Consider the following 13,236-nt stretch of genomic DNA (forward strand, 5'->3'; position numbering starts at 1 on the left):
ATTCGCAGCAAGAATCCTCGCCGCTGTCAGGCAGAAAATCCACTCAAGCTACTGTCCGAATTTGCGGGGCCAGCTCTCACACCGCGTTCGCCGCACCGTGCCAGTTCGAGTCCCAAGGCGACGGCCGCGTCGCCGCAATCGTCGATGCGCGTGGCGTGCGTCTCGACGACGGCCGCGAGGTGCGCCTCGCCGGGATCGAGCCAACCGCAACGACGAAGCAGGCGCTGACGTCGCTGCTCACCGGACGCGACGTCACGCTGCGCGGCACCGGCGACACGCCCGACCGCTACGGCCGTCAGGGCGCACTCATCTTCGTCGGCGAAAGCGAGGCCCCCATCCAGGCTGTGCTGCTCGCCCAGGGCGCCGCCCTCGTCTCCGCCGAGATCGCGGACAAGGACTGCGCGGCGGCCCTGATGGCGGCGGAGACCGAGGCACGGCGCCAAAAAAAGGGCAACTGGGCTGACCCGTCGGCCATAAAAAACGCGGAAAGTCCGGACGATATTTTGGCGGGGATCGGGCGCTTTATGGTGGTCGAGGGCAAAGTCCTGTCGGTCCGGCAAGCTGGGGCAATGACCTACCTCAACTTCGGACGAAACTGGACACGCGGCTTTGCCGTGACTATTTCAAAGCGCACGCAACCCGCGTTCGAAAACGCCGGGATTACTCTTAAGTCCCTGGAAAATCGACGCATTCGCGTCCGGGGCTGGGTCGAGGGGAATACAGGGCCGCGCATCGATGTGCGCCTTGCGGGACAGGTCGAGTTGCTGGGCGCAAACGAGCCGACAGGGGTAAGGCCCTAAAAGGGGCCAGGCACGGATTAAGCGACGTGGATGGGGTGCTAGAACGGCACGTATCGAGTGAACGCCGCCGCCTGCGGGCTGCGCCGGCAGCGCTGTGCCTCGTGCTGGGCTCAGCCCTTGCCGGTTGCGGCGACATGAACCGGTTCCAGACCGCAGCAGCCCCGCCGACCGTGGCGATGCCCAAGCCGAAACCGGCCGTCGCGCAGACCCCCGCCACCGAAAAGGAGCACGAGCGCATCCTGGCGAGCTATGGCGGCACCTATGACGACCCCAGGCTCGAATCGCTCGTCAGCAAGACCGTCGACCGACTCGTCGCGGCGTCCGACCGCCCCGACCAGGGCTACAAGGTCACCATTCTCAATTCCGGCGCGGTGAACGCGTTCGCGCTGCCGAACGGCCAGCTCTATGTCACCCGCGGCCTGCTCGCGCTCGCCAGCGACACCTCGGAATTGTCCTCCGTGCTCAGCCACGAGATGGCGCATGTGCTGTCCAAGCACGCCGCGATGCGCGAGGACCAGGCGCGCCAGGCTGCGATCGTGACCCGCGTCGTCACCGACATGAGCAACGATCCCGATCTCACCGCGCTTGCACTGGCCAAGACCAAGCTCACCATGGCGAGCTTTTCGCGCAACCAGGAGTTCGAGGCCGACGGCATCGGCGTCGGCCTTTCCGCCAAGGCACATTTCGACCCCTATGGCGCCGCCCGCTTCCTGTCGGCGATGGAGCGCAATGCCGAGCTCAAGGTCGGCAAGACCTCGCTCGATCCGCGCGCGCAGGATTTCACCTCGTCGCATCCGGCCACCCCCGAGCGCGTGCAGAATGCGCAGACCATCGCACGGCAATATGCGGCGCCCGAGGGCGCCGAGCGTGACCGCGAGACCTACCTCGCCGCGATCGACAACCTCGTCTATGGCGAAGATCCCAGCGAAGGTTTTGTGCGCGGCCGGCGTTTCCTGCACCCGAAACTCGGCTTCACCTTCCAGGCGCCGGACAATTTCACGCTCGACAACACCGCGCAGGCGGTGATCGGCGTGCGCGACGGCGGCTCGCAGGCGATGCGCTTCGATGTCGTGAGGGTGCCTGCCGAGCAGTCGCTGGGCGATTACCTGAATTCCGGCTGGATGGAGGGCGTCGAGAAGGCCTCCACCGAAGACATCACCATCAACGGCTTTCCGGCTGCGTCCGCCACCGCCAAGGGCGATCAGTGGCAGTTCAAGGTCTATGCGTTGCGCTTCGGCAGCGACGTCTATCGCTTCATCTTCGCGGCTCGGCAGAAATCGACCGAGAGCGAGCGCAACGCGCGCGAGACCGTCAATTCATTCCGCCGCCTGACGCTCGACGAAATCCAGGCCGCGCGCCCCCTGCGCATCAAGGTCATCACCGTGCAGCCCGGCGACACCGTGGAATCGCTCTCCCACCGCATGGCCGGCGTCGATCATCCCGCCGAACGCTTCCGCGTGCTCAACGGGCTCGATCGCACCGCGCAGGTGAAGGTGCGGGATCGCGTGAAGGTCGTGGCGGATTGACGCGCGCTTAGCGCGAACGCGGGATCTCGGGCCACAAAGACAGTGCCGTAGGGTGGGCAAAGGCGCGTAGCGCCGTGCCCACGATCCGTAATGATAGCGACAGATGGTGGGCACGCTTCGCTTTGCCCACCCTACGAGACCTGCTCTGCCGACCTACCGCGCCTTTTCCTTCAGAAACGCGATGATATCAGCACGATCCCGCGCGTCCGGGACGTCGAAAAACATCTTGGTTTCCGGCACCATGGCCTGCGGTCCGGCCAGCCATTTGTCGAGATTGTCCTCGGTCCAGACGATCCCTGAGTTCTTCAGATCGGCCGAATAGTCATAGTCGGGCACGCTGCCCGCCTTGCGACCGACCACGCCCTTGTGCATCGGGCCGACAGCGTTCTCATTGATGGAGTGACAATCTGCGCAGCCCTTGTAGAGCGTTTGGCCGCGCGCGGCGTTGCCGGTGGCGTGGGCAAGCCCGGTCGAGAAAGCGATCGCGACGATGGTGAGGACCAGGCTTACGGTGAGGACTAGGCTTGCAAAACTTTGCTGGTGGACGGGATTGGACCGGACGTTCATGAGATCTCCTGCTTGCGTCGCCGCAAACAGGATCGTCCGGCCTGAATTTTATTCCCGTCCGCTGGACGCGGTTTAAGCGCCCGCGTCCATGTCGCCCGCCTCGCGCTGGCCGCTGAGCCAGAGTGCGAGCAGCGTCCAGAACGCGCCTGACAGCAGATACGCACCCGACGCGATGACGCCGAGATTGGTGGCGAGCAGAAGCGCCACCAGCGGCGCGAAGCCGGCACCGAACAGCCAGGCCATATCCGAGGTCAGCGCGGACGCCGTGTAGCGGTACGCCTGCCGGAAGTTCGAGGCGATCGCGCCCGAGGACTGGCCGAAGGAGAGACCCAGCAGGATGAAACCGATCACCATGTAGATGGTCTCACCGAACGCGCCGGCATCGAGCAGCTGCGGAGCAAAACCGCTGTAGATGGCGATCGCGATTGCCGATCCCATCAGCAGCGATTTGCGGCCGACGCGGTCGGCGATGATGCCGGAGGCCACGATCGCCGCGACGCCGAACACGGCGGCGACGATCTCGATGATCAGGAAGCGCACCGGGCTTTCGCGGGTGAACAGGAACACCCAGGACAGCGGAAACACCGTGACCATGTGGAACAGCGCGAAGCTTGCGAGCGGCGCGAATGCACCGAGCATGATGTTCTGGCCTTCGCGCGCGACGGTCTCGGAGATGCGCGCGGGCTGCAATTCGCGGGTCTCGAACAACGAGGCATATTCTTCCGTCGTCACCATGCGCAGGCGCGCGAACAGCGCCACGACGTTGATGGCGAAGGCGACGAAGAACGGATAGCGCCAGCCCCAGTCGAAGAAGTCGTCGGCCGAGAGGTTACCGGCGAAATAGGCGAACAGCGCGCTCGCCACGATCAGGCCGAGCGGGGCGCCTAATTGCGGAACCATCGCATACCAGCCGCGCTTGGAGGGCGGCGCGTTCAGGGCCAGCAGCGAAGCCATACCGTCCCAGGCGCCGCCCCAGGCCAGACCCTGCGCGATACGCGCCAGCGCCAGCAGCCAGATCGCGGCGCTGCCGATGTCGTGATAGCCGGGCAGAAACGCGAGCGCGACTGTGGCGGTGCCGAGCAGAAACAGCGCCGAGACCAGCTTGGCGGTTTTGCCGTACTCGCGATCGACCGTCATGAAAATGACGGTTCCGATCGGCCGGGCCACGAATGCTAGCGCGAAGATCATGAAGGAATAGAGGGTGCCGGTCAGCTCGCTGGTGAACGGGAACACCAGGCGCGGGAATACGATCACCGAGGCGATCGCGTAGACGAAGAAGTCGAAGAATTCCGAGGTGCGGCCGATGATGACGCCGATGGCGATTTCGCCGGGACTGGCCTGGTCGTGGCCATGCTCGCCCGAGTGGAGGTCTGCCATTGCGGGGGTCTGTGCCGTCGCCATTCGTGCGCCCTTAACGTCCTGAAAACCAAAGCCGACCGCCCGGCGGGGCGCCAGGCAATCTGCCCCTGTCTGACCCAACATTCCGCACTGCAACATTGGACAAATTGTCCAATGTCCGGATTGCTGCGCCGCAGCTACCCCTTGGGCCCGCAAAGGAAACTCATTCTCATAAGGCTCGGCCCGTGTCCCGTCTCAAGATCCTGGCGCTGCTACCCCTGGCAGCTGCGCTCAGCGGCTGCAACTACGTCGTGCTGGCGCCTGCCGGCGATATCGCAGCGCAACAGCGCGACCTCGTCATCATCTCCACCGTCCTGATGCTCCTGATCGTCGTCCCCGTGATGGCGTTGACGGTGCTGTTCGCCTGGCGCTACCGCCAGTCCAACACCTCGGCCCGCTACGAGCCGGATTGGGACCACTCGACCAAGCTTGAGCTGGTGATCTGGTCGGCGCCGCTGCTGATCATCATCTGCCTAGGCGCGCTGACCTGGATGGGCACGCATCTGCTCGACCCCTATCGCAACATCGGCCGCATCCATGCGGAACGCGCCGTGGACCAGTCCAAGGCTCCGCTCGTCGTCGATGTCGTCGCGCTCGACTGGAAGTGGCTCTTCATCTACCCCGATTACGGCATCGCTACCGTCAACGAGCTCGCCGCGCCGGTCGACCGCCCGATCAACTTCCACATCACCGCCTCCTCGGTGATGAACTCGTTCTACATCCCCGCACTCGCCGGTCAGATCTACGCAATGCCGGGCATGGAGACGTCGCTCCACGCCGTGATCAACCACGCCGGCACCTACAAGGGTTTTTCGGCGAACTACAGCGGCGCCGGCTTCTCCGGCATGCACTTCAACTTCAAGGGCCTCGACGACAAGGGCTTTGACGCCTGGATCGCGCAGGCCAAATCAGCCGGCGGCTCGCTCGGCCGCGCCGAATATCTCCAGCTCGAAAAGCCGAGCGAGAACGAGCCGGTGCGCCGCTGGGGCACCGTCGATTCCGACCTCTACCGCCTGATCCTCAACATGTGCGTCGAGACCGGCAAGATGTGCCAGAGCGAGATGATGGCGATCGACGCCAAGGGCGGCAACGGCCATGAGGGCCTGAACAACACCCTGCCGCTGGCCTACGACAAGTACGCCCGCCGCGGCAGCCCGCTCGGGCCGGAGCCGACCTTCGTCGCCGGCACCTGCACGCCCGATGCGCCGCAGGGCAGGACCACCGCCTCCATCACGGCACCCGCCGACACCGCGCCGCTGCTCGGTGCCGGCCTGAAGCGGCCGATCTTCACGCCGCTGAAGTCCTCGTCCTTCTTCCTCGGACAACGTCCGAAGTCAGACTCCTAAAGAGAGCTCGCATGTCTCCTGATCTTCTCAAGCTCATCTTCGGCCGTCTCGGCCTCGATTCGCTGCCGCTGCACGAGCCGATCCTGGTCGGCACCTTCGTGATGGTGGCGCTCGGCGGCGGCGCACTGTTCGCCGGCATCACCTATTTCCGCCTCTGGGGCTATCTGTGGCGCGAGTGGTTCACCACCGTGGACCACAAGCGCATCGGCATCATGTACATGATCCTCGGCATCGTGATGCTGCTGCGCGGCTTCGCAGACGCGCTGATGATGCGCGCACAACAAGCACTCGCGTTCGGCGGCTCCGAAGGCTTCCTCCCCGCCCATCACTATGACCAGGTCTTCACTGCCCATGGCGTGATCATGATCTTCTTCGTGGCGATGCCGCTGGTTACGGGCCTGATGAACTATGTCGTACCGCTCCAGATCGGGGCACGCGACGTTTCATTCCCGTTCCTGAACAATTTCAGCTTCTGGATGACGGTCGGCGGCGCGGTGCTGGTGATGGCTTCGCTGTTCATCGGCGAATTCGCCCGCACCGGCTGGCTGGCCTATCCGCCGCTGTCGAACATCGGCTACAGTCCTGACGTCGGCGTCGACTATTACATCTGGGCGCTGCAGGTCGCAGGCGTCGGCACGACCTTATCCGGCATCAACCTGATCTGCACCATCGTCAAGCTGCGCTGTCCCGGCATGACCATGATGAAGATGCCGGTGTTCACCTGGACCGCGCTCTGCACCAACATCCTGATCGTCGCCTCCTTCCCCGTCCTGACCGTCGTGCTCGCGCTGCTCTCGCTTGACCGCTACGTCGGCACCAACTTCTTCACGAACGATTTCGGCGGCAGCCCGATGATGTACGTGAACCTGATCTGGATCTGGGGTCATCCCGAGGTCTACATTCTGGTTCTCCCCGCCTTCGGCATCTTCTCGGAAGTGACCTCGACCTTCTCCGGCAAGCGGCTGTTCGGCTACACCTCGATGGTCTACGCCACGGTGGTCATCACCATCCTGTCGTACCTGGTCTGGCTGCACCACTTCTTCACGATGGGCTCGGGCGCCAGCGTCAACTCGTTCTTCGGCATCACCACGATGATCATCTCGATCCCGACGGGCGCGAAGATGTTCAACTGGTTGTTCACGATGTATCGCGGCCGCATCCGCTTCGAGCTGCCGATGCTGTGGACGATCGCCTTCATGCTGACCTTCGTGCTCGGCGGCATGACCGGCGTGCTGCTCGCAGTGCCGCCGGCCGACTTCGTCCTGCACAACAGCCTGTTCCTGATCGCGCACTTTCACAACGTGATCATCGGCGGCGTGGTGTTCGGCGCGTTCGCCGGCATCAACTACTGGTTCCCGAAGGCATTCGGCTTCAAGCTCGATCCGTTCTGGGGCAAGCTGTCGTTCTGGTTCTGGGTCACCGGCTTCTACATGGCCTTCATGCCGCTCTATGTGCTCGGCCTGATGGGCGTGACCCGCCGCCTGCGCGTGTTCGACGATCCGTCCTTGCAGATCTGGTTCGTCATCGCCGCGATCGGCGCCGGCCTGGTCTTCCTCGGCATCCTCTGCATGCTGATGCAGTTCGCAGTCAGCTTCCTCAAGCGCGAGCAGCTCAAGGACGTCACCGGCGATCCCTGGGATGCACGCACGCTGGAATGGGCGACCTCCTCGCCCCCGCCGGACTACAACTTCGCCTTCACCCCCGTCGTTCACGACAATGACGCGTGGTGGGACATGAAGAAGCGCGGCTATCAGCGTCCGCTCTTGGGGTTCAAGCCGATCCACATGCCCAGCAGCACCGGCACCGGCATCATCCTCGCCGGCCTCGCCACCGCGATGGGATTCGGCCTGATCTGGTACATCTGGTGGCTTGCCGCCGTGAGCTTCATCGCGATGCTCGCCGTCGGCATCGGTCACACCTTCAACTATCACCGCGACTTCGACATCCCGGCCGACGACGTCATCCGGACCGAGGACGCGCGCACCAAACTGCTCGCCGGAGCCAAGTAAATGACTGTCGCTGTCAATCCTACCCAAACCGGCGAGCCGGTCTTCTATCTCGCCGACGAACACCCGCATCCGGAAGGCTACAGCACCCCGCTCGGCTTCTGGATCTACCTGATGAGCGACTGCCTCATCTTTGCGATGCTGTTCGCCGCCTTCGGCGTGCTCGGCGGCAACTACGCCGCCGGCCCCGCCCCGAAGGACCTGTTCGAGCTGCCGCTGGTCGCGGTGAACACCTCGATGCTGCTGCTATCGTCGATCACCTATGGCTTTGCCATGCTGACGATGCAGCAGAACAAGATCGCCCAGACCCAGATGTGGCTGGCGATCACCGGCCTGTTCGGCCTCACCTTCATCGGCATCGAGCTCTCCGAGTTCGCCCACATGATCCATGAAGGGGCGACCCCGCAGCGCAGCGCCTTCCTGTCCTCGTTCTTCACGCTGGTCGGCACCCACGGCCTGCACGTCTCCTGCGGCCTGATCTGGCTGGTGACGCTGATGGTGCAGGTCTGGAAGTTCGGCCTGATCGAAGCCAACCGCCGCCGCCTGATGTGCCTGTCGATGTTCTGGCACTTCCTGGACGTGGTCTGGATCGGCGTCTTCACCTTCGTCTATCTCCTGGGAGTTCTGCGATGAACACCGATACCCACGCCGCCCACGCGGACGGCCATCACCACGGCGACGACCACGCCCACGGCACGTTCTCGACCTACATGCTCGGCTTCGTGCTCTCGGTCGTGCTGACCGCGATCCCGTTCTGGCTGGTGATGAGCGGCGCGCTGCCGAGCAAGCAGATCACCGCACTGGTCATCATGGCCTTCGCGGTCGTGCAGATCGTCGTGCACATGATCTACTTCCTGCATATGAACACCAAGTCCGAGAACGGCTGGAGCATGATGGCGCTGATCTTCACCATCGTCATGGTGGTGATCGCGCTGTCCGGTTCGCTGTGGGTGATGAACCACCTCAACAGCAACATGATGCCGATGCACCAGATGACGGGAATGAAGTGAGCGCGACTCCGAAGTGAGCAGGGCTTGGAAGTGAGCAAGGCTTGAACGTGAGCAAGGCTTGGACCGTGACAGGCAGGGACAAGGGCGCGCGCCGCAAGGCTGCGCGTCCGCGCCTGTGGCTCACGGTCCTCTCGCTCACGGCCTTTGCACTTCTGATCGCACTCGGCGTCTGGCAGATCGAACGGCGCGCCTGGAAGCTGGCGCTGATCGACCGCGTCGAGCAGCGCGTCCATGCCCCGGCCCAGCCGATCCCGTCGCCCGCGGCCTGGCCGGCCGTCTCCACCGCAAACGACGAATACAGGCACGTCAGCCTCACCGGCCGCTTCCTGCATGACCGCGAGACGCTGGTTCAGGCCGTCACCGAGGAAGGCCCCGGCTATTGGGTGCTGACGCCGCTTCAGCGCGGCGACGGCACGCTGGTCCTGGTCAATCGCGGCTTCGTGCCGTCCGAGCGGCGCGACGCATCGACGCGCCAGAACGGCAATCCGGACGGCCAGGTCGAGATCACGGGCCTGCTCCGCATGACGGAGCCGAAGGGCGGATTCTTGCGGAACAACGTGCCCCAGCACAACCGCTGGTACTCGCGGGATGTCGCCGCGATTGCGGCAGCGCGCGGCCTCGACCATGTCGCACCCTTTTTCGTCGATGCTGACGCCGGATCACAAACCACCAGCGGCCCGATCGGCGGATTGACCGTGATCAGCTTTCCCAATAACCACCTGATCTACGCGCTGACGTGGTTTGCCCTGGCTTTCATGCTGGCGGGTAAACTTTTCGTCACATTCGGCGGCGGGCTGTTCCGCCGCAAGCGCTTCGTCCACGAACCGGCCGGCGGCTCCGATGCCACCGCCCGCAGGACGGGATCAGATGCTGGAACGATCGTCGAATCTACCTGACGACGGAATGACGCATGACGCCGTCACGCTGCAATCGCCGGCGGACGCGCGCAGCGAGCTGATCGGCGTTGCGCCGACCGACGACGAGACCAACCGCAAGAACATGGCGCTGCTGATCCAGCTGCGCTGGACCGCGGTGGTCGGGCAGATCGTGACCATCGGCGGCGTGCATTTTGGCCTGGGTATTCCCCTGCCATTGGAACGGATGGGCGCGGTGATCGGCGCGCTGCTGCTGCTCAACGTCTCCAGCCTCGTCTGGGTGCGCCATCGCGCCGCGATCACCAACAACGAGCTGCTGGTCGCCTTGATGCTCGATGTCGCCGCGCTGACGGCGCAGCTCTACCTCAGCGGCGGCGCCACCAATCCCTTCACCTCGCTGTTCCTGCTCCAGGTGACGCTGGGCGCGGTGCTGCTTAATGCCCGTTCGACCTGGTCGCTGGTCGCACTGACCTGCGCGAGTTTCATCTGGCTGACCATGGCCTACCGGCCGCTCGACCTGCCGCCGAACCCGATCAGCGAGGCCTACAGTCTCACCGTGACCGGCATGCTGCTGGGCTTCGTCCTCAACGCCGTGCTGCTGGTCGTGTTCGTCACCCGGATCAACAGGAATTTGCGCGAGCGCGATGCGCATCTGGCGGCATTGCGCCAGCATGCGGCCGAGCAGGACCACATCGTCCGCATGGGCCTGCTCGCCTCCGGCGCTGCGCATGAACTCGGCACGCCGCTCGCCTCGCTGTCGGTCATCCTCAGCGACTGGCGCCGCATGCCCGATCTCGCCGCCGATCAGGAACTTGCCGAGGATCTCGCGGAGATGGAAACCTCTCTGCAACGCTGCAAGACCATCGTGACGGGCATCCTGGTGTCGGCGGGCGAAGCGCGCGGCGAAGGCTCCTCGCCGACGACGGTGACGGCCTTCGTCACCGCGCTGGTGAACGAGTGGCGCGACGCACGCTCGGCCCGCACGCTCTATTTCGTCAACACGTTCGGCGAGGACGTCGCGATCGTCTCCGACGTCGCGCTGAAGCAGGTGATCTTCAACGTACTCGACAATGCCTATGAGGTCTCGCGCGAATGGGTGGAGCTGCTGGCCGAGCGCGAGGGCGACAATCTCGTGCTGTCGATCAGCGATCGCGGCCCGGGCTTTGCGCCGGAGATGCTGGCGCAACTGGGAAAACCCTATCACTCGAGCAAGGGCCGCGCCGGCGGCGGGCTCGGCCTGTTCCTGGTGATGAACGTCGTGCGCAAGCTCGGCGGCAGCGTGACCGCCGAGAACCACAGGAAGCGTGGCGCCACCGTCCGCCTGACGCTGCCGCTCGCAACGCTCGCGATCGGAGGAAATTTTGACGCCTGACCGTTCGCTCATCGTCGTCGAGGACGATGCCGGCTTCGCGCGCACGCTGAAGCGCTCGTTCGAGCGCCGCGGCTACGACGTCGTCCTCGCAGCTTCGATCGAAGAGGTGCGGAAGGTGCTGGAGGAGCGATCCTTTGGACACGCGGTGGTCGATCTCAAGCTCGGCGGCGCCTCGGGCCTCGCCTGCGTCGAGCTGCTGCACACGCACGATCCGGAGATGCTGATCGTGGTACTGACCGGCTTTGCCAGCATCTCCACCGCCGTCGAGGCGATCAAGCTCGGCGCCTGCCACTACCTGGCAAAGCCGTCGAACACCGACGATATCGAAGCCGCCTTCAACAAGGCCGAAGGCAACGCCGAAGTCGCACTCGATGCACGGCCGACCTCGATCAAGACGCTGGAATGGGAGCGCATCCACCAGACGCTGATCGAGACCGATTTCAACATCTCGGAAGCGGCGAGACGATTGGGCATGCACCGGCGCACGCTGGCAAGAAAGCTCGAGAAGCGGCCGGTGAAGTGAGCCTAGGACGACGCCGTCGCGAGCTTGCCGACCTCGGAGAGAAGCAACTTCAGGATCGGGGATTGATTCGCCTTGTGATAGGCGACAACGAGATCAAGCTTGGGTGCTTCTCCCCGCACCGGCCGGGTGGTGATGGTCTCCGGCAAATATCGCTTCGTGTAGGCCGGCAGCATCATGACGCCGCGCGTCGACGCAATCATCGAGATCGCGTGGACGACGTTGTGCACTTCGCGATCGGGCTTGAGGTCGATTCCGGTCCGGCTGAAATAATCCAGAACGATACGGCGAACCGCGGGAGCGGATTTGGACGGTAGGTAGAAGGTCTCGTCCCTGATCTCCTCGGGCGCCACCGCGGCTTGCGATGCCAGCCGATGGTCGCTCGGAAAGACGAAGACCAGCGGATCGGTGCGCACGCGCCGGCAGACCAGATCTTCCATGTGCTCTTCCGACCGGATGAAGGCAGCATCGAGCTTTCGCCGCATCAGGGCCTTGGCAAGCGAGGGCGAATAATCGCTCGACAGGCGGATATCGATGCCGGGAAATGCGTCGCGCAGAATGCGATCCACCTCGGGCAGCAGGTCGATTTCGGCGCCCGACAGAAAGCCCAACGAGAAAGCGGGCTGCGGGGGCTGCGCGGCACGGAGCGCCGCTTCCTTGGCAGCCTCCGCCTGAAGCAGCGCCATTCTGGCGTGCTCGAGAAAGGCCTTGCCGGCCGCCGTCAGCGCGATGCCTTGGGCGCTGCGGTTCATCAAGGGAACGCCGACCTCCCGTTCGAGATCCCGGATTTGCCGGCTGAGCGACGGTTGCGACGTGTGCAGCTTCTGCTCGGCCGCAACAGTCAAACTGCCCGCATCGGCAACGGCGACGAAATAGCGGAGATGCCGAAGCTCCATCGCGATCTCCCATATCTCGCAGGCATGGGGCCAGCTTACAAAGTCTTTTTCCAAGCGGCCAGCTGCCCGTATAGCCGGCGTGAACGAAGTCTGCCTGGCAGGCAGAGGCGCACGGGAGCGAGCTTCACATGCTCAAGAGCATTCAAACGTCTCTGCTGATCCTCACGCTGGCGGGATCTGGCGAAGTGGCTGCGCAATCCTCCAACACGCAGGCAAAGGCAAACAACATGGAACTGGATGTGACAGGATTGAAGCAGGCGTTGCTCGGCGACTGGGAAAGCATCGCACCGGAGGTGCGCCCGAGCGCGGCGAAGAACGCCGATGGCACGCTCAAGCCGTTCTATCTCAAGCGGGCCTTCAAATATCTCCCCTCCGACCGTTTCGAGCTCGAGATCGTCAACTCGGCCGATCCCTACAGCGCCGTGCCGCTCGCGCGGATCAGGATTGGCGGCCATATGCTGTGGAGGGGTGCGCATCCCATCGCTCCGGGCGCGCAGAAGGTCGACTTCGTTGCCGACGAGACCTACGAGGTTACGCCGCTGGCACAGGGATTTGCCGATGTGCTCAACAAGGTCGCCGCGGTCGGATATGCACCGTGGGACGTTGGCGCGCCCCAGAGCATCTTCGGCAAGACCTTCGCTCCCTTCGGTCTCGCCGAGGCCACGAACTTCATGGAATATGATCTCGTCTATCTCAGGGGCGACCTCCTGTTCTGGGGCGCCCGCAACATCGACGGCCGTGGCTTTGACACCGAGCAGAACCGGCCGACCAATTTGCAGATTCCGCTGATCAGGAAGTGACTCGGGTCAAGTTCGTCACACTCTCCCTCGACGCGATGCCCTCAACACGGGGCCTGAACACCCGTGGCCGTGCGAACGCATGGATTGCACCGTCACAAAGCCTGATCCGCTCAAAACAAA

General features: G+C 64.1%; 13 protein-coding genes. 10 read left to right on the top strand and 3 right to left on the bottom strand.

Annotated elements, in window-relative coordinates:
* Positions 1-59 precede the first annotated feature (59 nt).
* Positions 60-800, top strand: a complete 741-nt coding sequence (locus J4G43_RS49930; RefSeq protein WP_208089205.1) for a thermonuclease family protein — start codon at positions 60-62, stop codon at positions 798-800.
* Positions 801-835: 35 nt separating this feature from the next.
* Positions 836-2,326, top strand: coding sequence for a M48 family metalloprotease (locus J4G43_RS49935; RefSeq protein WP_208089206.1), 1,491 nt, complete (start codon positions 836-838; stop codon positions 2,324-2,326).
* 153 nt (positions 2,327-2,479) lie between these two features.
* Here J4G43_RS49935 and J4G43_RS49940 read toward each other — a convergent pair whose 3' ends face one another.
* Both J4G43_RS49940 and J4G43_RS49945 read right to left on the bottom strand, forming a co-directional pair.
* Positions 2,480-2,893, bottom strand: coding sequence for a c-type cytochrome (locus J4G43_RS49940; RefSeq protein WP_208083462.1), 414 nt, complete (start codon positions 2,891-2,893; stop codon positions 2,480-2,482).
* A 72-nt stretch (positions 2,894-2,965) separates the two neighbouring features.
* Complete coding sequence (locus tag J4G43_RS49945; RefSeq protein WP_071908449.1) at positions 2,966-4,294, bottom strand: MFS transporter; 1,329 nt, start codon at positions 4,292-4,294, stop codon at positions 2,966-2,968.
* Between the two features lie 182 nt (positions 4,295-4,476).
* On the opposite strand from J4G43_RS49945, the gene cyoA reads away from it, so the two are divergent.
* The 7 genes from cyoA to J4G43_RS49980 are packed head-to-tail and all read left to right on the top strand — an operon-like array spanning position 4,477 to position 11,423.
* Positions 4,477-5,637, top strand: a complete 1,161-nt coding sequence (gene cyoA, locus J4G43_RS49950) for a ubiquinol oxidase subunit II (protein WP_208083463.1) — start codon at positions 4,477-4,479, stop codon at positions 5,635-5,637.
* Positions 5,638-5,648: 11 nt separating this feature from the next.
* Positions 5,649-7,646: a cytochrome o ubiquinol oxidase subunit I gene (cyoB, locus tag J4G43_RS49955; RefSeq protein ID WP_071908451.1), complete on the top strand. Its 1,998-nt coding sequence runs from the start codon at positions 5,649-5,651 to the stop codon at positions 7,644-7,646.
* Positions 7,647-8,276 (top strand): cytochrome o ubiquinol oxidase subunit III, encoded by a 630-nt coding sequence (gene cyoC / locus J4G43_RS49960; protein WP_208083464.1) that lies wholly within the window; start codon positions 7,647-7,649, stop codon positions 8,274-8,276. It begins immediately after the preceding gene.
* Positions 8,273-8,653, top strand: coding sequence for a cytochrome o ubiquinol oxidase subunit IV (gene cyoD / locus J4G43_RS49965; RefSeq protein WP_085399178.1), 381 nt, complete (start codon positions 8,273-8,275; stop codon positions 8,651-8,653). The genes cyoC and cyoD overlap by 4 nt, the downstream gene beginning before the upstream one ends.
* A gap of 47 nt (positions 8,654-8,700) precedes the next feature.
* Positions 8,701-9,549, top strand: coding sequence for an SURF1 family protein (locus J4G43_RS49970; RefSeq protein WP_208083465.1), 849 nt, complete (start codon positions 8,701-8,703; stop codon positions 9,547-9,549).
* A complete protein-coding gene (locus tag J4G43_RS49975; protein WP_208083466.1) occupies positions 9,521-10,900 on the top strand; it encodes an ATP-binding protein in 1,380 nt (459 codons plus the stop codon). The genes J4G43_RS49970 and J4G43_RS49975 overlap by 29 nt, the downstream gene beginning before the upstream one ends.
* Complete coding sequence (locus J4G43_RS49980; RefSeq protein WP_014490373.1) at positions 10,890-11,423, top strand: response regulator transcription factor; 534 nt, start codon at positions 10,890-10,892, stop codon at positions 11,421-11,423. The genes J4G43_RS49975 and J4G43_RS49980 overlap by 11 nt, the downstream gene beginning before the upstream one ends.
* A 2-nt stretch (positions 11,424-11,425) precedes the next feature.
* Here J4G43_RS49980 and J4G43_RS49985 read toward each other — a convergent pair whose 3' ends face one another.
* Positions 11,426-12,316 carry a LysR substrate-binding domain-containing protein gene (locus tag J4G43_RS49985; RefSeq protein WP_063980644.1) on the bottom strand — a complete coding sequence of 297 codons (891 nt, stop codon included), beginning with the start codon at positions 12,314-12,316 and terminating at the stop codon, positions 11,426-11,428.
* Positions 12,317-12,444: 128 nt separating this feature from the next.
* Between J4G43_RS49985 and J4G43_RS49990 the strand changes: the two genes are divergently transcribed.
* The gene (locus J4G43_RS49990) at positions 12,445-13,116 is read left to right on the top strand and encodes a hypothetical protein (RefSeq protein WP_210387282.1); all 672 of its coding nucleotides are present in this window, start codon (positions 12,445-12,447) and stop codon (positions 13,114-13,116) included.
* Positions 13,117-13,236 lie beyond the last annotated feature (120 nt).

It is taken from the genome of Bradyrhizobium barranii subsp. barranii, from assembly GCF_017565645.3.
Taxonomy (GTDB): Bacteria; Pseudomonadota; Alphaproteobacteria; order Rhizobiales; family Xanthobacteraceae; genus Bradyrhizobium; species Bradyrhizobium barranii.

Excerpts from the sequence above, each read along its gene's own strand:
- J4G43_RS49940 (WP_208083462.1), bottom strand. The coding sequence starts at position 2,893 with ATGAACGTCCGGTCCAATCCCGTCCACCAGCAAAGTTTTGCAAGCCTA.
- J4G43_RS49945 (WP_071908449.1), bottom strand. The coding sequence starts at position 4,294 with ATGGCGACGGCACAGACCCCCGCAATGGCAGACCTCCACTCGGGCGAG.
- cyoB (WP_071908451.1), top strand. The coding sequence starts at position 5,649 with ATGTCTCCTGATCTTCTCAAGCTCATCTTCGGCCGTCTCGGCCTCGAT.
- cyoC (WP_208083464.1), top strand. The coding sequence starts at position 7,647 with ATGACTGTCGCTGTCAATCCTACCCAAACCGGCGAGCCGGTCTTCTAT.
- cyoD (WP_085399178.1), top strand. The coding sequence starts at position 8,273 with ATGAACACCGATACCCACGCCGCCCACGCGGACGGCCATCACCACGGC.
- J4G43_RS49975 (WP_208083466.1), top strand. The coding sequence starts at position 9,521 with ATGCTGGAACGATCGTCGAATCTACCTGACGACGGAATGACGCATGAC.
- J4G43_RS49985 (WP_063980644.1), bottom strand. The coding sequence starts at position 12,316 with ATGGAGCTTCGGCATCTCCGCTATTTCGTCGCCGTTGCCGATGCGGGC.
- J4G43_RS49990 (WP_210387282.1), top strand. The coding sequence starts at position 12,445 with ATGCTCAAGAGCATTCAAACGTCTCTGCTGATCCTCACGCTGGCGGGA.